Below are 19,280 nucleotides of genomic sequence, written 5' to 3' on the forward strand. Positions count from 1 at the left end.
ACAACAATGACCGGATCCACTCGAGCCACGGACTCACGCCCGCAGCCCGAGTGTCACCAACCTCATGACTCAGTACAACTAGAGCCGAGCGGGGAACGCCGACCGCCGGCCGACCAGGGTGAGCGCCGCTGCGATCGCCCCGAACACGATCATCACCACGGCCAGGACCAGTCCGTCGAACACGGTCAGCAGCGCGGCTCCGAAGATCCCGGCGACGAAGATCGCGATGTTGAACGCGACCGGCAGGAACGCACTGGCGACGTCGGCGTTCTCCCCGCCGGCCGTGGTGAGCGCCGCCTGCAGCTGCGTCGAGGCACCACCGAAACTGATGCCCCACAAGACCGCAGCGACCAGGACAGCGACCGGTGATGCGTGGCCGACGAGCAGGACGATGCCGGTGACGACGAACAGTCCGACGCTCAGGTGCAGCAGCGGCCGGGGGCGCCAATCGAGCAGAGCGCCCGTGATCACGACGCCGAGGATCGCCGCGATGCCGTAGACGAGGAGCACCAGTCCGGCGCTGAGGTCGGTGCCGGTCACCCGCAGGTAGGGCGAGATGTAGGTGTAGATCGTGTTGTGCGCGACCATCCACGTGGCGATGACCGCGAGGATGATCGCGATTCCACGGATGCGGAACACCTTGACCACGGAGAGCTTCGCGGTACCCGTCTGGCCGGGTACGTCCGGCACGAACACCGCGATCAGCGCGAGGATGGCGACCCCGACGAGACTGAGACCGATGAACGACCAGCGCCAGTCCAGGGCGGTGCCGATGAACGACCCGAGCGGGGTGCCCAGCGCGAACCCGACGGGTGCGCCGGTGGAGACGATGGCGAGCGAGACCCCCGCGAACCGGGCGGGACTGATGCGCCGCGCGTAGGTGGCGAACATGCCCCAGATGATCCCGGACACCGCGCCGGCGACGAATCGCGTGACGAGCGCGACCGTCACGTTCGGGGCGAACGCGGTGAGGGTGTTCGCGATGATCAGCACGGCGATGGCCGTCATGAGCAACGGCTTGCGACGCAAGCTGCGGGTGAGTGCGATCGCCGGCACGGTGGCGATGACGGTGCCGATCGCGTAGGCGCTGACGAACAGTCCGACCGTGCCCTCGGACGTCCCCATGCCGTCCGCGATGACCGGCAGGAGCCCCGCGGGCATGGTCTCCATGGCGACGAGCACGAACCCGATCGCCGCGAGCAGTGCGAGCGGGAACCACGGCAGTCGGTCGTCGCCAGCGGGTGCGGCCGTCGGGTGGTTCGACGGGGTCGTGGTCACGAGGGGGTCCATCTCCCTGACGCTAGGGCGGCTCGAGCGTCGGAAGGGAGGTTCTGCTCGACCCCGTTTCGGCAGAGCCTCACTCATGTCGCCGCCCGCCATACTGAGCCGATGACCCGCGCGCTGCTCCTCGTCGACATCCAGCTGGACTACTTCCCGGGTGGGGCCTTCCCCCTCGTCGAACCCGATGCCGCTGCCACTGCGGCCCGCTCGGTGCTCGACGCCTTCCGTGCCGCCGGCGACCTGGTGGTGCACGTCTTCCACGTGTCCACGGACCCCGACGCCACGTTCTTCGTGCCGGGCACGCCGGGCCTCGACTTCCACCCGTCGGTCGCGCCCGTCGACGGCGAGCCGGTCCTCGAGAAGCACGAGCCGAACAGCTTCCTCGGCACCGGACTCCAGGAACTGCTGACCGACGCCGGAGTCGACGAGGTCACCATCGTCGGGATGATGAGCAGCATGTGCATCGACTCGACGACCCGGGCCGCGCACGAACTCGGCTTCACCGCGACCGTCGTCGCCAACGCGTGCGCCGCGCCGGACCTGACGCTCGGCGGCGTCACCGTCCCGGGTGCGAGCGTCCACGCCGCCTTCATGGCGGCGCTCGACGGCAGCTTCGCCACCGTCACGACGAGCGACGCGCTCAGCCGCTGACGTCCGCAGGGCGGTTTCGGGGCCCTGGGATCAGGGCGAGGCGGACGGGAGGCCCGTGGCGGCCCCGCCCCGCGCCTCCCGTCCGTCAGCCGTGCGCGTCGACGGCCGCGCCGGCGCGACCGCGTCGGGTTTCCGTATCGGGAATACTCCCGAACCGGGTATATGCTTCCGGCCATGAGCAGTGGAGAACTCCGCGAACCCGTCTTCTGGATCCTGACGAGCCTGACCGGTGGTCGGCAGCACGGGTACGCGATCATCCAGGCGGTGGCCGAGCTGTCCGAGGGGCGCGTCGCACTCGCGGTGACCACGTTGTACGCGTCGCTCGAGCGGCTGCAGAAGGACGGGCTGGTCCAGGGCGACGGTGACGAGGTCGTCAGCGGTCGACTCCGGCGCTACTTCGCGATCACGAGCGAGGGCGAGCAGCGTCTGGCCGACGAGGCAGCACGGCTCGACGCGAAGCTCCGCGTCCTCCGCACCCGACTCGGGCGTGCGTCGACGGCGACGTCCGGGGGAGCGGCATGACCGCCGAGCGGAGCGGCTCACCGCTCGAAGCCCGGTACCGCCGGCTCACGAGGTGGTACCCGCGCACGTGGCGAGCAGCGAACGAAGACGCCTTCGTCGGGACGCTCCTCGACGTCGCGGACGCCGAGGGCCGTGCCGCTCCGACGCGACGGGAGCGGCTGGACATCGTCGGGCACGCGGTCTCCGCACGGTTGGACCGGATGGTCGTGCCGCACGTCCGCGACGCGGGCAGCACGATCGCCCTCACCATGGGCACCGGCTTCGCGCTCGCCGAGTTCGTCGTCAGCAGCTGGGCACCGTGGATCCACGGCAACCCGGCGCCGGAGTCGCTCGTGCAGGTCGGGCCGTTCCGCGACACCGGCTTCGTGTTCGCCGCACTCTGGCTCGTCGCGCTCGTCGCGGCGCTCGCGGGGCGGTGGGCGGTCGGGCGGATCGCCCTGGTCGTCTGCATCCTCGCGGCCGTCGTGACCCCGTACTGGTTCGTCCGGTTCCCGGGGGTCTGGAGTGTCGACCGCGCCACGCTGGCCCTCTTCGCGGCCTGCGCACTCGTCGCCCTCGTCGGGCGGCCGATCCGCAGTCACCACACCGCGGCGGCCGCGGCCGGGTGGCTCCTGCTGGGCGTCGCGAGCTACGGCAGCGTCGGCCACCTCACGGGGGAGTGGCTGACCAGCCGGAGCCTGTGGGACGGCAACCTCTGGGCCTGGTACGCCGTCGGGGTGCTCGAGGTCGTGGCCGTCGGGTTCGCGGTGGCGCGGATGTGGACCGTCGTCTTCACGATCACGCTCGGCCTCACCCCGTACATCCTCACGGTCGTCGGCAACGAGATCCGCGGGATCCTCTCCGAGAGCGGCTCCGCGGGTGTCATCGCAGCACCGGTCGCGCTGGGAATGCTCCTGCTCGTGCTGCACAGCAGTGGCAGGCTCGAGCTCACCGACCGAACCCGTCGCCGGGTCGGGCGGATCCGGCCGCCGCGCACCTGACACATCCCCCTTCCGACGGACGCGCCGCCGGACACCGCTGCAATAGCGTGGCCGCCGTGATCGAAGTCAGCCACCTCACCAAACAGTACGGTCCGAAGACCGCCGTGGACGACGTCTCGTTCGTCGTCCGACCCGGCAGTGTGACCGGCTTCCTGGGGCCGAACGGCGCCGGCAAGTCCACCACGATGCGCATGATCATGGGCCTCGACCGGCCCACCGCGGGGAGCGCGACGGTGAACGGCCAGCCGTACACGACGTTCCGCGACCCGCTCCGACAGGTCGGTGCCCTGCTCGAGGCGAAGGCGGTCCACTCGGGCCGCAGCGCCTACAACCACCTGCTCTCGCTCGCGGCGACCCACGGCATCCCGAAGTCCCGCGTGCACGAGGTCATCGACATGACCGGCCTCGAGTCGGTCGCGAAGAAGCGCGTCGGCGGGTTCTCGCTCGGCATGGGGCAGCGCCTGGGAATCGCTGCCGCACTGCTCGGCGACCCGAAGACCCTGATCCTCGACGAGCCGGTCAACGGTCTCGACCCCGACGGCGTGCTGTGGGTCAGGCAGCTCGCCCGACGGATGGCCGCCGACGGCCGCACCGTCTTCCTGTCCAGCCACCTGATGAGCGAGATGGCGCAGACCGCTGACCGCGTCGTCGTGCTCGGCCGCGGCAAGGTCCTGGCCGACGCCCCGATCGCGGAGTTCGTCGCCGGCGGGGGAGCCGCACCGGGCGCCGCCGGTGGTGGCAGCCGGGTCATCGTCCGGACGCCGTCGCCCGACCAGCTGTTCCAGGCCATCGGCCCGAACGCATCCGTCACCCCGCGCGAGGACGGCACCTTCCTGGTCGTCGGCCCCGACGCACCGACGGTCGGCACCATCGCCGCACAGGCCGGTGTCGTCCTGCACGAACTCACCCCGACCGGCGCGAGCCTGGAAGAGGCCTACATGGCCCTCACCCGCGACGACGTCGAGTACCGATCGGAGGGCACCCGATGAGCGCCACCACCCCGCCCGTCACCCGGGCACACTCGGCATCCAAGCCGGACTCGGTCCGCCTGTCGTTCCCGCACATGGTGCAGAGCGAGTGGATCAAGCTCCGGAGCATCCGGTCGACGATCTGGTGCTACGCGATCCTGGTCGTCCTGACGATCGGCATGGCGGCGCTGCTCGGCGCCTTCGTGGTCGTGCCGGAGAACGCTCCGCAGTCCGTCATGAACGCCAACTTCGTGAGCATCAACACCACCGGCGTCTCGCTCAGCGCACTCGTCGTCGGTGTGCTCGGCGTGCTGATCATCACCGGCGAGTACGGCACCGGCCAGATCCGCTCGACCTTCACCGCTGACCCGCGGCGCACGGGCGTGGTCCTCGCGAAGGCGACCGTCCTCGCGCTGACGACCTTCGTCGTGAGCGTGGTGTCGACCTGGATCGGCGTGCTCCTGTCGGCGCTGTTGCTGTCCTCCGATGACACGACCGCGCAGATCGGCGACCCGTCGGTGTTCATGCCGATCCTCGGTTCGTCGGTCTACGTGACGCTGCTCGCGCTGCTCGCCTACGGCATCGGGCTGCTGGTCCGGTCGAGTGCCGGTGGCATCGCGATCACGCTCGGCATCCTGCTCGTGCTGCCGGTGATCCTGTCGCTGGTCGCGGGTCTGCTGCACGCCGACTGGGTCGGTGACGTGTTCCGGTTCCTGCCCGACCAGGCCGGCAGCCAGCTCTTCGCGTACTCGTCCTCGGGCACAGAGGCCGGGCCGACGAGCGGCGTCGTCCTGAACGGCTGGGGCGGCTTCGGTGTCCTGGCTGTCGAGGTCCTGGTCGTGGGCGCCCTCGCGCTCACGGTCGCACGTCGACGCGACGTCTGACCCGACCGAGCCGCACACGCGTTTCGCGACGTCCCACCTGTCGATCGACGGGCGGGACGTCGTTCGTTGTGCACGCATCGACTGGCCGAGGGCGTCGCTAGGCTCGCACCGTGCGACTCTTCCCCGCCCTGGCCCTGCCGGCGCTCGCCGTCGTGGCCCTGCTCGCCGGCTGCACCTCGGCGCCGCCCGTCGACGAGGAAGCCCTCAGCGCGTGGCAGCACGCACACGAGAGGTCCGGGGCCGGCGACGACGCGCTCGCCACGCTGTACTCCCGGGTCAACACCGGCGAGGGACAGACCGATGCTTCTGGCGAGCTCCAGCGCGGCATCACGATCACCTTCGAGCACCCCGAGCAGATCGACCACCTCGAGTTCTCCTGCTTCGGCGACGCCCGGATGACCGGTGGCGTCATGACGACCTCCGAGTCGACGTCCCGGACGACGTCGACCGACCCGATGTCATGCAGCGACGGGCAGCAGCGCGTCGACCTCCCGCGCACCTGGAGGCGTGACGTCGACAGCATCTCGTTCAACGCCTTCGACAGCGACCGCGACAGTGCATGGCAGGTGCTCGTCGTCAGCGCGGGCACGGACACCGACTGATGTCACGCGGCCGCCGCTTCCCCGCCCTGGCCCTGCCGGCGCTCGCCGTCGTGGCCCTGCTGGCCGGATGCACGTCGGCGCCGCCCGTCGACGAGGAAGCCCTCAGCGCGTGGGAGTCGAAGCAGGAAGCGAGGACCGAGACCGACGACGCCGTGCTCGGGCTGCTGTCCGCGAGGATCTCGCCCGGCGACGGCGGCGACGATCCCGAAGAACAGACCGGGATCCGGGTGCAGTTCCCGGACTCGCGGACGATCGACCACCTGGAGTTCTCGTGCTACGGCAACGGGCAGATGCGTGGCGTCGTGCGGACGGTGTCGGCGCGCGGATCGCAGAGCATCGAACTCGATCCGATGGACTGCCGCGACAGCCCGCACCAGATCGAACTGTCATCGAGCACGGCCGTCGACAGCGTCGCGTTCAACGGCTTCGACAGCGACCGCTCGAGCGCCTGGCGGCTCGTCATCATCGGCGCGGGCCCGACGGGGGAGTGACTACCGCAGCACCTGGTAACGGTGCAGCGTGACCCCGTTGTGGTACTCCCGCTGTTCGAGCAGGTCCAGCAGCAGGGGCGGTCGCACGCCCGTCTCCGGTGGGTCGAACAACGGCCGCCCTGCGCCGAGCACGGCGGGGTGCGTGTAGAGCAGCAGCTCGTCGAGCAGCCCCGCGTCGAGCAACTGCGTCGCGAGGTTCGGGCCGCCGACCCCGATGTCGCCCTCGGACTCCTCGCGCAGGACAGCGAGCTGCGCGATCGCGTCGTCGCCACCGATGACCCGGGTGTTGTGGTCGGCGCTGGTCCGGGTCCGCGAGACCAGGACCTTCGGGTGTTGGGTCCAGACCTCGCCGTACTCGCGCATGAACGCCGGCATCGACTCGTCGGTTCGGGCGTCCGGCCAGAACGGGTCCATCATGTCGCGGACCACCCGGCCCTCGACGGACAGGGTCATCGCGGCGGCGCGAGCGTTGAACTCGCGGTGCAGCGGCTCGTCGATCCGCATCCACTCGGGCCCCTCGACGTCGCCGAGTTCGCCCGCGTCACGCTCGACGAAGCCGTCGATCGAGACGTTCATCCAGTACACGAACCTCGCGGGCATCGCTGACTCCTTCGTCGCGCGGAACCGGCCAGGACCGGCCCGGTCCGCTGCCCGCGAGCGTACGCTCGCGCACGCAGCCCTTCCTCGACGATGAGAGCAGGACCCCGTGCGCCGAACAGTCGCAACCATCCTCGCCGTCGCGACGCTCACGGCGGTCGCGACCACGGGCCTCCCGGTCGGCCCCGCCGCAGCGTCCACGCCCGTGGCGGACCGGACCACCGGACACAGCAGCGCCGGCCACGGCACCGCCGCGCCGACCCACCGGAACCCGGTGGCGCTCAGCCTGCCCGACGGCGAGACGGCGGCGAGCTGCGCCGACCCGACCGCGATCCACGGTGTCGGGCGCGACCGCAACTGGTACCTGTACTGCACGACGGACGCGCTGACGGCGACGGAGCTGAACGCCGACGGGTCGCTCGTGCAGCACGGGGTGCCGACCTACCGGTCGACCGACCTGACGCACTGGACGTACGTGAACGACGCGTTCCCGACCCGACCGTCTTGGGTCGGTTCGGCGAACGGCATCTGGGCGCCGGACGTCGTGTACCGCGCCGGCGACCGTGGTCGCGCGGGGACCTGGTACCTCTACTACGCCGCGTCGGACACGCCCTCGGCGACCGGGCCGACCGGCGGGGGATCCGCGGTCGGGGTCGCGACGAGCTCCAGTCCGGTCGGTCCGTGGACGGACTCCGGCGGGCCGGTCGTGGCTCCGCAGGCGGCGGCGAACGGCGCCGGACAGCGCTGGGCCTTCGATCCCGAGGTCATCACGGACAAGGGCACGGCCTACCTGTACTTCGGCAGCTACTTCGGCGGGGTCAACGTCCGGACGCTGAGCGCCGACGGCCTGCGCTCCGACCCCGCGAGCGAACGGCAGATCGCGATCGACAACCGGTACGAGGGCGCCTACCTGATGCGGCACGACGGCTGGTGGTACTTCACGGGCTCCGCCACGAACTGCTGCAACGGCGCACTGACCGGGTACGGCGTGTTCGTCGCCCGGTCACGCAGCCCGCTCGGACCCTTCACCGACCAGGACGGTGTCGCGATCACGAGCACCCGGGTCGGCGGAACACCCCTGCTCGTGCAGAACGGCAACCGCTGGGTCGGCACCGGGCACAACACCGTCGTCACCGACTTCGCGGGCCAGGACTGGATCATCGCCCACGCGGTCGACCGCCGCGACCCGTACTACGCGGGGCAGCCGACCTACACGAAGCGGCCAGCGCTCATCGACCCGCTCGACTGGCGGCACGGCTGGCCCGTCGTGCGCGGCGGTGCGGGACCGTCCGACACGGTGCAGCCTGGGCCGGTCGCGCAGCCGGGGCAGCGTGCGACCTACCGGGCGACCACCGCACCGGTCGACGTGCCCGGGCGGCCCATCCGTGCGCTGTCGACCTCGTTCGACGGGACCACGCTCCCTGCAGCGCTCAGCTGGACGCGCGAACCCGACCGCTCGACCTGGACCGTCGCCGGCGGCACGTTCCGCTGGCAGACGCAGGACGCCGACATCCACCCACCGGCGACGCCGCTCGCCTCCGTGCTGTCCGAACCGGCACCACGGGGCGACTACGTGCTGCAGACGACCGTCGCGGTCGACACCCCCGCCACCGGCGACGGCGTGAACTACGTGCAGGGCGGACTGATCGTGTGGGGTGACGACGGCAACTACCTCCGTCTCACGTCGAACTCGATCTTCGACACCAGGCAGACGGAGTTCGGCAAGCAGGTCTCCGGGCAGCCGGCCGGGGCGCCGAGCTACGGCAACACGGTCGTCGGACCGGTCGGGGACAGCACCACGCTCCGGATCGTGCACCGGTTCGTCGGTGGGGAGCACCGGTACACGGCGTACACCGCCGTCGACGGGCGGCACTTCGTGCGCGGTGGGACGTGGACGGCGGACCTCGGGAGCACCCCGCGCGTCGGACTCATCTCGCTCGGCGGTGCCGGGTTCACGAGCACGTTCGAGGACCTGCAGGTGAGCACGGTGGCGGCGCACCGGCGGTGACGGGGGCGGCTGGTGCGTCGGGCGCGCCGGGCGTGCCGGGCGTGCCTGGCGCGCCCGGCGCGGTCCTTCCGTTCAGCCGGAGAACGTCGTGGCCGCACACGATCCCCGTCGGGATGGGAAGATGCACCGACGCCTGCCAGCACCGAGAACGAGGCCAGATGACTCCGACCGAGGACACCGAGTCCGCGGCCCCACTGCTCGACGGGCGCTACCGACTCGAACACGCCATCGGCCAGGGCGGCATGTCCGTCGTGTACCGCGGCATCGACGAGAGCCTGCACCGCCCCGTCGCGGTCAAGGTGTTCCACGCCGGCACCGTCGACATCGCCCGGCAAGAAGCCGAACTCGGCGTGCTCGCCTCGCTCGAGCACCACAACCTCGTCAGCCTGCTCGACACCGGCGTCGTCACCGGCCGCGACGGCACCCACCAGCGCTACCTCGTGATGGCGCTCGTCGTCGGGCAGGACCTCGAGGAACGCCTGTCCGTCGGGCCGCTCGCCTCGCGCCACATCGCCGAGATCGGCTACGACATGGCCGAGGCGCTGCACTACATCCACAGCCACGGCGTGGTGCACCGCGACATCAAGCCGTCGAACATCCTGCTCGTCGACTACGGTCACGACTCGGACCGCGCCCGTGCACGCCTGACCGACTTCGGCATCGCGCTCGCCGCCGGCGTCGAACGCATGACCGCCGACGGCGTCACGACCGGAACCGCCGCCTACCTCAGCCCGGAGCAGGCCCGCGGCGGCGACGTCGGTGCACCGAGTGACGTGTACTCGCTCGGCCTCGTGCTGCTGCAGTGCTTCACCCGGCGCCGCGAGTTCCCCGGTTCCCTCGTCGAGTCCGCGGTCGCCCGGTTGTCCCGCGACCCCGTCGTCCCCGAGCCCCTGCCGGAGCACTGGAAGCACCTGCTCCGTGCGATGACGGCGCAGGACCCGTCGGCACGTCCCGCCGGCGCCGAGCTGGTCACGATGCTGCGTGACGTCGTGATGACCGAGACCGCCGGTACCGACCACGTCGTCGACATGACGGGGGCCGCCGCCGATCCCGCTGCGCCGCCTCTGTCCGAGGTGGACTCGGCTCGCCCTGCAACGCTCGACACGCTGCCCGACGAGGCGCTCCAGCGCACCACCGCGATGGCCGCCCGCCTGTTCGACGCACCGATCGCCCTGGTCGAGGTCCTCGACGAAGACCGCGCCTGGTCGCAGTCGTACATCGCCGAGGGTGTCGACGACGCAGCTCGCAGCATCAACTTCGGCAACGGGTTCGCGCCCGTCGCGGTGCCGGTCGTGATCCCGGACGGGTCGATCCACCCCGACATGCAGCACAGCCCGCTCGTCACCGGCGCGCTCGGCATCCGGTTCTACGTCAGCGTGCCGCTCGTCCGCCACGACGGAGTACCGATCGGCACCCTCGCGGTGCTCGACACGAAGCCGCGGCAGGCGACCGAGGCCGACCTCGCCAACCTGCACGACCTGGCCGCCCTCGCCGTGACGCAGCTCGAGATCCGGCAGGAGTCGCTCCGCACGACGAGTGACTCGCTGCCGGTCGCGCAGGAGGGCGTGCGGCCGTAGACGGTCGCCGCTGACGGACGGGAGGCCCGGTGCGGGCCCGCCCCGCGCCTCCCGTCCGCCCCGCGCGTACGTCTCGTGCGCTTCGTGCGTCGGCCTCGCCGGTGGCCGCCCGCCCGCGCGCCGCAGGCCGAGCGGGCGAAACACCCGGGTGCAGCGCGCTCGTGACCGCGGCATTTCGCCCGCTCGCGGACGCATGCCCGAGCTCGCATGCATCCGCTGGAATACGAGTGCCCGCTCGCGCGAGCGGGCGATATGCCCGGGTGGCGAGCCACGTTGACCCGAGCATTTCGCCCGCTCGCCGGGACCGGGCGAGCAGTACCCGCGCGAAAGGGCGAAATGTCGGCGTGGGGCGCCTCCCAGACCCGGGCATTTCGCCCGCTCTCCCCACCCGCCCCCCGCCGCCCGCTCGCCCCCACCCGTCCCCGCCCCCCGCCCGGGCACGCGCGCGGGGTTCGTCAGGCCAGGCGTGTGGCCGCGATGCCGCCGTCGACGTCGATCGTGCCGCCGTGCACGAAGGCCGCCTCGTCGGAGGCCAACCAGCGCACCGCGTACGCGATGTCGATCGGCCGGACGGGGCGGCCGGCGGGGGTGCCGACGGTCATCTGCTCGAGCGCCTCGTGCGAATCGGCGTTGCCCGGCGTGGCCGTCGCCCCCGGCGCGACGGTCGACACGCGGACGCCGCTCGGGCCGAACTCGGCTGCCCAAGCACGTGTCAGCTGCTCGACGGCTGCCTTCGTCGCCGGGTAGAGGGCCATGAACGGAACTCCGACGCGGGCCATCCACGAACCGGTGTTGACGATGACCCCGGAGCCCCGTTCGACCATGCCCGGGGCGAGCGCGCCGACCAGCACGTGCGGCGCGCGGACGTTCGTCGCCCAGAGCGCGTCCACGGCCTCGTCGGGCAGCGTCGCGGTGGGACCGCCCGGGTACACGCCGGCGTTGTTCACGAGGATGTCCACGCGGCCGCCGAGTGCCGCCGTGGCACGGGTTGCGAGGTCGCGGACCTCGTCGGCCCGGCCGTTCAGGTCCCCGATGAGGGGGACTGCCGACCCTCCGGCAGCGGTGATCGCGTCGACCACCGCCTGCGTCCGCGCGGCGTCGCGCCCCGCGACGCCGACGTGTGCGCCGGAGGAGGCGAGGACCCGGGCGATCGCTTCGCCGATCCCGCTCGAGGCGCCGGTCACCAGTGCGGCGCGGCCGGTCAGCCGATGGTCGGTGGGGAGTGATCCGAGGAGTGCTTCGTTCGTCTGCATGGTTCGATGCTCGATCGGTCGGGCCCAGCAGCGATTGCCCAGGACTCCGGACTGCTTGCTGGATCCTGCACAGCGCCCGTCTCCACCGGTGGCGCGCGGCAGTCCCGGACACAATGGGGTCCATGGACGACGTCACCTCGGACCGGTTGGACCGCGCGCTGCGGAGCGTGTCGGCGCACGTGGACGACACGGATCGATCCGGGAGGCTCGGGGTGCGTCTGTCGCGCGTGTCGCGTCCGACGGAGCTCGGCTACCAGCGCTACACACCGTCCATGTCCGTCGTCCTCGCCGGGCGCAAACGGTCGATCGTCGGGGACGACGACCAGGTCTGGGGCCGGGAGCGCTTCATCATCACGCCCGTCGACCTGCCGGTGATCGCCGGGGTCGTCGAGACCGATCTGGGCGCCGGGTTCGTCGCCGCGGTGTGGCAGCTCGACCCCGTGGCCGTCGCCGAGGTCGCCGGGGCGATGTCCCGTCCGCACCAGGACGCTGCGGCACCGGCTCGGCTCGGCTCGTGGACGCCCGAACTCGCGGACGCGTTCGCCCGGCTCGTCGGGCTGCTGGACACCCCTGAGGACATGGCGGTCCTCGCGCCGCTCGTCACCCGCGAGGTCGTGCTCCGCTTGCTGCAGACCGACCAGGCGCCGCGGATCCTCGCGGCGATCGGCAACCGCGAGGGCGACGTCGTCGCTGCAGCGACCGCTCTGCTGACGGAGCGGATGGCCGAGCCCTGGTCGGTGTCGGACCTGGCGGCCGCGGTGCGGACGAGTGAGTCGACGCTGTTCGCACGCTTCCGGCAGGTCACCGGGATGAGCCCCGTGCAGTACCTGCGGCGGCTCCGACTCGGCGAGGCCCGGCGACGGATGATCGTGCTCGGCGACAACGCCGCACAGGCCGCTGTCGCGGTGGGGTACCGGAGCGCTTCGCACTTCTCGCGGGACTACCGGGCGCTGCACGGGCGGCCGCCGGCGGCGGATGCCGCGCGGGCGCGCGGGATGCTGGCACGCGGCGAGGTCGCGATCGCCTGATCAGGCAGAGGCAGAGGCAGAGGCAGAGGCAGCGGCAGGGGCAGGCGCGGCGCGATGCCGATCCCGGCTGATCGGGCACTGCCCCTATCGGTCCAGGCGGCGCAGGCGCATGCTGTGCGAGGTAACGGAACCCGAATCCGCAAGTGGCCGAAGCACGTTCGGCCCGTGGGGAGGGAGCGCCTCACTGGGCGTCAGTCGAGCGTCGACGCTTCCTTCCTGTCCTGTTCCTGCAGCTCGTCCCGCCGCGATTCGGGTGTCGCGACCGGAACGGGGAGGGACGTCCGCGTCCCCGCGAGCCGGGTCCTCACCGCCGCCCGGCTCGTGCAACTCACTCGGTGAGGGCAGCCGCGTAGGCGCGGACGGACCGGTGGTAGCGGGGGAGCGTCGGTTCGACGGCCTCGATCGCGACCCGGAGTGCTTCGTCGTGACGGCCCGCACTGTGCAGGGCGAGCGCGAGGAACACCTTCGGTGCGGCCCCGGTGGACGGGTGTTCCGGGGCGTCACGCAGCATGGCGATGGCCTCGTCGATCCGGTCGAGGTTCCGCAGGGTCGAGGCGTGCTGGACGACCATCTGCGCGGCACGGGCCGGGTCGACCTCGGTGAGGCCGGCCGCGGTGGCTGCTGCGTAGTGGACGTCGGCCTCGTCCTCGTGGCCGCCGGAGTCGTTCGCGCCACCGAGCTCGAAGGCGCCGAGGGCCGGGTGCGGTGCGACCTCGGCGAGCTCGCGCATGCGGTCGATGCGCTGTTGATCGTCGATCGTGTCGTCGGCCCAGAGTGCGGCGACGCGGGATTCCCAGTCTGCGGTGCTCATCGGCCCAGCGTATTGCCGCCGGTGCCGGTGCCGGTGCCGGTGCCCGTGCCGTCGGTGATCGTCGCGCGGAAGGACCGCACGAGCGGGACGCCGGGGTGCACGAGCGCCGGTTCCCGCCAGGCCAGTGCCGAACCGATCGCGGGGTACTCGGCGGCCCGGACGAACCAGGGGTCGCGGTGGTCGAGCGCTTCGAGTCGCACCGAGGCTGGGGCGCCCTCGAACACCGCGGACCACTCGACCCACGGCGCGACCGAGCCGTGCACCGCCGCTTCACCGTCGGCGTCAGCGGTCCGGACGACCACGTCGGTGCAGTCGGCGAACCGCCAGAAGAACCCGCCGTAGCCGGCACCGACCCGTCCGTTGCTGCCTGGACCGCCGAGGTGCACGACCGCATCGCCGGGGGTGCGGAACGACGACGACCAGGTCAGCTCCCACCCGGTGTCCGTGCCGCGCCAGGTGAGCGTGCGGTCCTCGCGCAGGACGACCGTGTGGTCGTGGCCGCGCCAGACGAGTTCCTGCGTGCTGCCCCCGCCGCCGTGCGATGCGCTGGCCGATGCCGGGTGTTGCTCGGAGTGCGCGACGTCGACGCGGCCGTGGTCGTCGAGCCACACGTACCCGGATCCGTGCACGTACGTCCGACCGCCCCAGCAGTTCGTGCCCTCGACGTCGGGGATCGCGACCCCGAGGCCGCAGTGCCAGTCGTGGTCGGCCGGGTGGTGGGCAGTCAGGACGGTACCGCTCAGGGTCCGCACCGGGTGCAGGTACGGGCGAGGGGACGAGCTCGCGATGATGGCAGCACCGTCGCGCTCCGTCGCCACCGGAGACCCGTCGACACGCAGCGTCTGCAGGAACTCGTCGTGTCGGGTGTGCGCCCAGGGTGCCCCGACCTCGGAGAACAGCGCGCGTTCGTCGGCGGCGCGGTCGACGATCGCCTCGACGTCGGCGACGAGCGGACGCCGAGCCGGCCCCTCGCCCTCCCACGTCACCCACGGGTGGTCGATGCGGACGGGCTCGGTTGCCCGCACGGCCTCGAGCACCTCGACGAACGCCCCGGTCGACCCCAGGGGCACGAGCAGGTCGTTTCCACTGGATCGGTGGGCGAGCAGGTTCTCGAGCAGGTCCGTCCGGCCCACGGTCTGTGTGGCGCCGCCGACGGTGACCTCGTCGGCCGTGTAGTGCAGCACCGCGCTGTCCTCGGTTCCGCGGACCCGAACGGTCGGCAGGACCTCGGACGGACCACAGAGGGTCAGTGCCGCGGTGGCCTCGAGCCCGGCGCTCGTCGTGACGCGCACCGCGGAGGTGTCGTCGCCGTCGATGTCGTTCGCCCGGTACAGCTCGACCTCGACGCGGGCGACGTCGGACGCCCGACGGCACCCGACGAGCGCCAGGGCCGTCGCCACCGCGTGGGCGAGGGGGTTCGTCACCACGCCGTCGAGGACGTCGACGCCCTGGATCCGACGGCGTCCGGCCCATGCGGAGCGGTCCCAGTACGCCTGGTTCCGGGTCCACGTGCCGACGGCCGCGGCGGACCGGACCGAGCCGACGAGCGACCCGTCGCGGAAGGCCGTCAGGGCGCCGGACCCGAGGCTCTGGAACCCGACCTGCACGACCCGGCCGGTGCGCCGTTCGGCGTCGAGCAGGGTCGCCAGCGCCTCCCGGGTCGTGACCGGCGGCTTCTCGAGCAGGACGTCGGCCCCGGCCTCGAGGGCGGCGACCGCCAGCGGCAGGTGCGCGCCGATCGGCGCTGCGATGACGACGACGTCGACCGGGCCGTGTCCGCGCGCTGCCGCGACGTCCGACGCCACCGGAACGCCGTCGTCGGTGGCCGTGACGAGCGTCGGGTCGACGACGGCGGTCAGCGTGCAGACCCCCGCGGCGACGAGTCGGTCGATGTTCACCCGGTGGTGCAGCCCGTAACCGCGCGCACCGACCAGGACGATTCCGGGAGGCGCGGTGCCGCTCCGGTGCGCGGCCGGCGGTCGTCCCGTGGTCACGACCACAGCGGTCCGGTCCCGATCACGATGCGCGTGGTGCCGGGGGAGCGCCCGGTGACGTGGACGTGCTCGCCGGCCGGACGGTCGGTGCCGCCGAGGAACGCGTAGTCCTGCCCGGGTGCGTAGAACGCCGGCTGGTCCGGCCCGCTGCCGTTGCCCGGGCCGAAGGACAGGACGTCGTCGCCGACGCGGCGGGTGCCGGTGCCCTCGGCGAGGACGGTCTCCCCGGTCGCGGCATCGGTGCGCACGCCGGTGAACGTGCCCTCGTCGCGGAAGGTCAGCTGGAGCGACCACGGCACGTCGGCACCCTTGGTCGTCACGTCGAGTTCGACGGCCTCCGCGGTGATGGTGACGTCGACCGTCGTGGTGAGGGAGACGGTGTCCGCCGCGCGCGAGCCGAAGGACATCGACGCCGAGAACCGTCCCGCGTCGCCGAGCGTGTACGCACCGTCGGTGCGTCGGGTCCGGGCAGGGAGGGGCTGGTGGTAGCCGGCGGACACGATCTCGGACAGGCGGTAGCGTCCCTCGCCGAGTGACTCCAGCGACGTCGGACGGAACGGTCCCAGCCCGAAGAACTCCCGCGACAGCCGCACGTCGGACAGCACGACCGCACCGGCGAACACGCGCAGGAACGTGGGGCTGTTCGCCAGGCCCGATCGGACGTGCCCCTGGGACGGGACGTCCGAGCCGGCGAACAGCACGACGCTGCGGTCGGCTTCGCGGACGTGCACGAGGCGTGCGTCGGTGAAGGCGTGCACGGCCGGGGCGAGCGGCGCACCGACGGGCAACGGACGGTCGAGCAGCGGATCGGTCATCGCCCGGGCCGCGACGGCGCCGGGCCGCCACGACGCGGTGGCCGCGGCCCGGACGGCGACGGCCGCGAGGTCAGCCCGGTCGTCGAGGACCGCCACGTGCCAGAGCACCGGAGCGAACGCACCGATCCCGAACGCCTGCGACTGGTCCTGGCGACGGGACTGCACGGTCTCGACGGTGTCGTCCGGCAGCAGCAGCGCGAGCGTGGCGTCCAGTGATCGGCGGACGGGGTCGAGCAGCTCCGGCCGGTCGAGCACCGCGGCGAGGACGAGGAACGACGGACAGGACACGGCGGCGGCGTAGTTCGGGCTGCGCTCGGACCACAGACCGTCGGCGTCGATGTCGGCACCCTCGGCGAGCCACTCCTCGATCCGGTCGACGAGCACGGGCGACGGGTGCAGACGGTGGATCCGGGCGAGCGCGGCCGAGATCTCCCACCGGTGGTTCGGGGTGTGGACGCCACCTGTTACCAGGGCCGGGGTCGCACGGTGCACGATCCGGTCGAGGTCGTCGGCCAGCGCCGCGGCCGCCGACACCGACGACCGGTACGGCGCCAGCAGCTCGAGCGCGTCGCAGACGTCGTTCACCGTGAAGGCCGAGTCCGGCGGGGACAGCACGTTGTCGCCGCCCACGAACGTGCCGCCGGGGGACTGCCGGGCCGCGAGGTGCCGGACCCAGCCGTGCGCGGTCGTGAGGTCGTCGTCGGGAAGGCGAGCTGGGCCTCCCGTCCGCTCGTTCCGGACCCACGCCCCGACCAGGGTGAGGGCACGCGCCATCAGCTCCCGGTGCTGCAGCGCAGCCGGATCGTCGTCGGCGAGCCGGAGGCCCGCGACGGCGGCGTCCGCGGCCGGACCGATCGCGTCGAGGAACCCCATCAGTCCTTGAGCCCTGCGTTGAGGTCTGCGCCGTTCACGTACTTCTGGAAGACCAGGTAGATGAGGACGAGTGGGATGATCGAGATCACCGAGGCACCGAGCAAGACGGTCCAGTTGACGTTCTCGGCGCCGACGATGCTCTGCAGGGCGATCTGGATCGTGAACTGGTGGGGGTCGTTGAGCACCAGCAGCGGCCAGATGTAGTCGTTCCACCGCCACTGGAACGAGAAGATCGCGAGCGTCAGCATGATCGGGCGGGAGATCGGCAGCATGATGCGCCAGAAGATACCGAACTCACTCGCACCGTCGATGCGGGCGGCCTCGACCAGGTCGTCGGGCACCGTGATGAAGAACTGCCGGAACATGAAGATGCCGGTGGCGGTGATGACCGACGGCACGATGATGCCGGCCAGCGAGTCGTACATGCCGAGGTCGCGGATGACGATGAAGGTCGGGGCGAGGATGACCTCGGTCGGCAGCATGGTCGTCGCCAGGATGCAGACGAAGAAGACCTTGAGCCACCTGTTGTCGTACTTCGCCAGGGCGTACCCGGTGGCGGCGCTCGCCAGCACGGTGAGCACGGTCGTCACCAGCGCGACGATGACGGTGTTGCCGAAGTACCGGGCGAAGTCGTAGCTGGCCCACGCCTCGGTGAACCCGCTGACCGACCAGTTCTTCGGCAGCAGGGTGAGCGGGTACGAGAACAGCTCACCGCCGGGCTTGAAGGCGCTCAGGACGAACCAGAGCACCGGGAACCCGAAGGCGATGATGAAGACCCAGAGCAGGGCGGTGGCGGCGATGGCCTTCGGACGGGGCGGGCCGTCGAGGCGCTTGGTCTTGGTCGTGCTCTTGCGCGTGTTCTTGCTCTTGGTCGTGTTGTCGGTTGCGGGTGCGCCGGGGGCGTTGGGCAGGGTGGCGGTCATCGACGGGCCTCCGTCCGACGGTTCACGGCCAGCTGGACGAGCGCGATGGCCATGAGGATGAGCATGAGGACCATCGACGCCGCGCTCGCGTAGCCGATGTGGGCGTTCTGGAACCCGTTCGTGTAGATGTACTGCACGAGCAGGTTGTTGTCGGTGCCGGGCCCGCCGCCGTTGAGCGCCTGGATGGTGGCGAACTCCTTGAACGCCCCGAGCGACGACAGCAGGATCACGATGAACGACGTCGGCGCGATGCTCGGCAGCGTGATGTACCGGAACTGGTGCCAGGCGCCGGCCCCGTCGAGCGACGCCGCCTCGTAGTACGACTGCGGCACGTTCCGGATCGCGGCGACGAACAGCAGCATGTTGAAGGCGGCTCCGGCCCACGCGGTGGCGAACACGACGACGAGCAACGACAGGTCGGCGTTCGACTGCCACGGCACGGCCTTGCCACCGAGGGACTCGATGACGAAGTTCGCCAGACCGAAGTTCTCGCCGAACATCCACCGCCAGATGACACCGGTGACGATCGGGGAGATCAGCCACGGCACGAAGAACACGATGCGGGCGACGCTCCGGCCCTTCGCCGCGGGGCTCGTCAGCATCAGGGCCATCGACAGTGCGAGCACGAACCCGAGGGGGACGGCGACGATCGCGTAGAGGAAGGTGCGCCCGAGGGCCGCGTAGAAGGTGTCGTCGGCGAACAGCTCGAAGTAGTTCGCCAGGCCGATGAACTTCGGGTCGACGACGCCGTTGTAGTCGGTGAACGAGTAGCCCAGGCCGATGACGGCGGGCCACACGAAGAACACGACGAACAGGACGGCGTTGACGCTCACGGACAGGATCGGGGCGAGGACGGGCTTGCTGACGCCGGAGCGGCGGCGCTTCGTCGTCTTCGCGGCTCCGGGCCGGCGGGGCGGCACCGGGGTGGGGACGGCGGTCTGCACGTCACCGGCTGCGGTGGGGATGCTCACGATGATCCTCTTCGTTCGTGATGGTGCTGCTGCGGAAGGGAAGACGAACGG

18 protein-coding genes are annotated in these 19,280 nt (G+C 71.6%); 10 read left to right on the plus strand and 8 right to left on the minus strand.

All coding sequences use genetic code 11. From position 1 onward, the window contains the following. Window positions 1-78: 78 nt before the first annotated feature. Complete coding sequence (locus ITJ59_RS18255; protein WP_194652728.1) at window positions 79-1,290, minus strand: MFS transporter; 1,212 nt, start codon at window positions 1,288-1,290, stop codon at window positions 79-81. 99 nt (window positions 1,291-1,389) lie between these two features. Here ITJ59_RS18255 and ITJ59_RS18260 point away from each other — a divergent pair, with 99 nt between their 5' ends. The 7 genes from ITJ59_RS18260 (at window position 1,390) to ITJ59_RS18290 (ending at window position 6,379) form a co-directional block, all read left to right on the plus strand. After that, window positions 1,390-1,932 carry a cysteine hydrolase family protein gene (locus ITJ59_RS18260; protein ID WP_194652729.1) on the plus strand — a complete coding sequence of 181 codons (543 nt, stop codon included), beginning with the start codon at window positions 1,390-1,392 and terminating at the stop codon, window positions 1,930-1,932. 174 nt (window positions 1,933-2,106) lie between these two features. Beyond that, window positions 2,107-2,454, plus strand: a complete 348-nt coding sequence (locus ITJ59_RS18265; RefSeq protein ID WP_194652730.1) for a PadR family transcriptional regulator — start codon at window positions 2,107-2,109, stop codon at window positions 2,452-2,454. Further along, window positions 2,451-3,434, plus strand: a complete 984-nt coding sequence (locus ITJ59_RS18270; protein ID WP_194652731.1) for a hypothetical protein — start codon at window positions 2,451-2,453, stop codon at window positions 3,432-3,434. Before ITJ59_RS18265 ends, ITJ59_RS18270 begins: the two co-directional genes overlap by 4 nt. Before the next feature lie 56 nt (window positions 3,435-3,490). Beyond that, window positions 3,491-4,423 (plus strand): ABC transporter ATP-binding protein, encoded by a 933-nt coding sequence (locus ITJ59_RS18275; protein WP_194652732.1) that lies wholly within the window; start codon window positions 3,491-3,493, stop codon window positions 4,421-4,423. Continuing rightward, window positions 4,420-5,286, plus strand: a complete 867-nt coding sequence (locus ITJ59_RS18280) for an ABC transporter permease (RefSeq protein ID WP_194652733.1) — start codon at window positions 4,420-4,422, stop codon at window positions 5,284-5,286. Before ITJ59_RS18275 ends, ITJ59_RS18280 begins: the two co-directional genes overlap by 4 nt. 110 nt (window positions 5,287-5,396) lie before the next feature. Beyond that, window positions 5,397-5,888, plus strand: a complete 492-nt coding sequence (locus tag ITJ59_RS18285; RefSeq protein WP_194652734.1) for a hypothetical protein — start codon at window positions 5,397-5,399, stop codon at window positions 5,886-5,888. Beyond that, window positions 5,888-6,379 (plus strand): hypothetical protein, encoded by a 492-nt coding sequence (locus ITJ59_RS18290; RefSeq protein WP_194652735.1) that lies wholly within the window; start codon window positions 5,888-5,890, stop codon window positions 6,377-6,379. The genes ITJ59_RS18285 and ITJ59_RS18290 overlap by 1 nt, the downstream gene beginning before the upstream one ends. On the opposite strand, the gene ITJ59_RS18295 is transcribed toward ITJ59_RS18290, so the two are convergent. Further along, on the minus strand, window positions 6,380-6,979 hold the full coding sequence (locus tag ITJ59_RS18295; RefSeq protein ID WP_194652736.1) for a dihydrofolate reductase family protein: 600 nt from the start codon (window positions 6,977-6,979) through the stop codon (window positions 6,380-6,382). 106 nt (window positions 6,980-7,085) lie between these two features. On the opposite strand from ITJ59_RS18295, the gene ITJ59_RS18300 reads away from it, so the two are divergent. Both ITJ59_RS18300 and ITJ59_RS18305 read left to right on the plus strand, forming a co-directional pair. After that, window positions 7,086-8,984 carry a family 43 glycosylhydrolase gene (locus ITJ59_RS18300; protein ID WP_194652737.1) on the plus strand — a complete coding sequence of 633 codons (1,899 nt, stop codon included), beginning with the start codon at window positions 7,086-7,088 and terminating at the stop codon, window positions 8,982-8,984. 158 nt (window positions 8,985-9,142) lie between these two features. After that, window positions 9,143-10,561, plus strand: a complete 1,419-nt coding sequence (locus ITJ59_RS18305; protein ID WP_194652738.1) for a protein kinase domain-containing protein — start codon at window positions 9,143-9,145, stop codon at window positions 10,559-10,561. Between the two features lie 455 nt (window positions 10,562-11,016). Here the strand turns inward: ITJ59_RS18305 and ITJ59_RS18310 are convergent, their stop codons facing one another. Further along, window positions 11,017-11,814 (minus strand): SDR family NAD(P)-dependent oxidoreductase, encoded by a 798-nt coding sequence (locus ITJ59_RS18310; RefSeq protein WP_194652739.1) that lies wholly within the window; start codon window positions 11,812-11,814, stop codon window positions 11,017-11,019. A gap of 122 nt (window positions 11,815-11,936) precedes the next feature. Here ITJ59_RS18310 and ITJ59_RS18315 point away from each other — a divergent pair, with 122 nt between their 5' ends. Next, window positions 11,937-12,842 carry an AraC family transcriptional regulator gene (locus ITJ59_RS18315; RefSeq protein ID WP_194652740.1) on the plus strand — a complete coding sequence of 302 codons (906 nt, stop codon included), beginning with the start codon at window positions 11,937-11,939 and terminating at the stop codon, window positions 12,840-12,842. Between the two features lie 328 nt (window positions 12,843-13,170). Here the strand turns inward: ITJ59_RS18315 and ITJ59_RS18320 are convergent, their stop codons facing one another. The 5 genes from ITJ59_RS18320 to ITJ59_RS18340 are packed head-to-tail and all read right to left on the minus strand — an operon-like array spanning window position 13,171 to window position 19,229. Beyond that, the gene (locus ITJ59_RS18320; protein ID WP_194652741.1) at window positions 13,171-13,653 is read right to left on the minus strand and encodes a tetratricopeptide repeat protein; all 483 of its coding nucleotides are present in this window, start codon (window positions 13,651-13,653) and stop codon (window positions 13,171-13,173) included. Then, the gene (locus tag ITJ59_RS18325; RefSeq protein ID WP_194652742.1) at window positions 13,650-15,647 is read right to left on the minus strand and encodes a DUF6807 family protein; all 1,998 of its coding nucleotides are present in this window, start codon (window positions 15,645-15,647) and stop codon (window positions 13,650-13,652) included. The genes ITJ59_RS18320 and ITJ59_RS18325 overlap by 4 nt, the downstream gene beginning before the upstream one ends. Continuing rightward, entirely contained in the window at window positions 15,644-17,335 is a 1,692-nt protein-coding gene (locus ITJ59_RS18330) for a hypothetical protein (RefSeq protein WP_194652743.1), read from the minus strand. The genes ITJ59_RS18325 and ITJ59_RS18330 overlap by 4 nt, the downstream gene beginning before the upstream one ends. After that, a complete protein-coding gene (locus tag ITJ59_RS18335; RefSeq protein ID WP_228511935.1) occupies window positions 17,335-18,258 on the minus strand; it encodes a carbohydrate ABC transporter permease in 924 nt (307 codons plus the stop codon). The genes ITJ59_RS18330 and ITJ59_RS18335 overlap by 1 nt, the downstream gene beginning before the upstream one ends. After that, complete coding sequence (locus ITJ59_RS18340; protein ID WP_323749560.1) at window positions 18,255-19,229, minus strand: sugar ABC transporter permease; 975 nt, start codon at window positions 19,227-19,229, stop codon at window positions 18,255-18,257. The genes ITJ59_RS18335 and ITJ59_RS18340 overlap by 4 nt, the downstream gene beginning before the upstream one ends. Window positions 19,230-19,280: the final 51 nt, after the last annotated feature.

Source organism: Curtobacterium sp. VKM Ac-1393 (genome assembly GCF_015350995.1).
Classification (GTDB): domain Bacteria; phylum Actinomycetota; class Actinomycetes; order Actinomycetales; family Microbacteriaceae; genus Curtobacterium.

What these genes read in the sequence shown, in the direction of transcription:
- ITJ59_RS18255 (WP_194652728.1), bottom strand. Translation starts at nt 1,290, where the DNA reads ATGGACCCCCTCGTGACCACGACCCCGTCGAACCACCCGACGGCCGCA.
- ITJ59_RS18260 (WP_194652729.1), top strand. Translation starts at nt 1,390, where the DNA reads ATGACCCGCGCGCTGCTCCTCGTCGACATCCAGCTGGACTACTTCCCG.
- ITJ59_RS18265 (WP_194652730.1), top strand. Translation starts at nt 2,107, where the DNA reads ATGAGCAGTGGAGAACTCCGCGAACCCGTCTTCTGGATCCTGACGAGC.
- ITJ59_RS18270 (WP_194652731.1), top strand. Translation starts at nt 2,451, where the DNA reads ATGACCGCCGAGCGGAGCGGCTCACCGCTCGAAGCCCGGTACCGCCGG.
- ITJ59_RS18280 (WP_194652733.1), top strand. Translation starts at nt 4,420, where the DNA reads ATGAGCGCCACCACCCCGCCCGTCACCCGGGCACACTCGGCATCCAAG.
- ITJ59_RS18290 (WP_194652735.1), top strand. Translation starts at nt 5,888, where the DNA reads ATGTCACGCGGCCGCCGCTTCCCCGCCCTGGCCCTGCCGGCGCTCGCC.
- ITJ59_RS18295 (WP_194652736.1), bottom strand. Translation starts at nt 6,979, where the DNA reads ATGCCCGCGAGGTTCGTGTACTGGATGAACGTCTCGATCGACGGCTTC.
- ITJ59_RS18305 (WP_194652738.1), top strand. Translation starts at nt 9,143, where the DNA reads ATGACTCCGACCGAGGACACCGAGTCCGCGGCCCCACTGCTCGACGGG.
- ITJ59_RS18310 (WP_194652739.1), bottom strand. Translation starts at nt 11,814, where the DNA reads ATGCAGACGAACGAAGCACTCCTCGGATCACTCCCCACCGACCATCGG.
- ITJ59_RS18315 (WP_194652740.1), top strand. Translation starts at nt 11,937, where the DNA reads ATGGACGACGTCACCTCGGACCGGTTGGACCGCGCGCTGCGGAGCGTG.
- ITJ59_RS18320 (WP_194652741.1), bottom strand. Translation starts at nt 13,653, where the DNA reads ATGAGCACCGCAGACTGGGAATCCCGCGTCGCCGCACTCTGGGCCGAC.
- ITJ59_RS18330 (WP_194652743.1), bottom strand. Translation starts at nt 17,335, where the DNA reads ATGGGGTTCCTCGACGCGATCGGTCCGGCCGCGGACGCCGCCGTCGCG.
- ITJ59_RS18335 (WP_228511935.1), bottom strand. Translation starts at nt 18,258, where the DNA reads ATGACCGCCACCCTGCCCAACGCCCCCGGCGCACCCGCAACCGACAAC.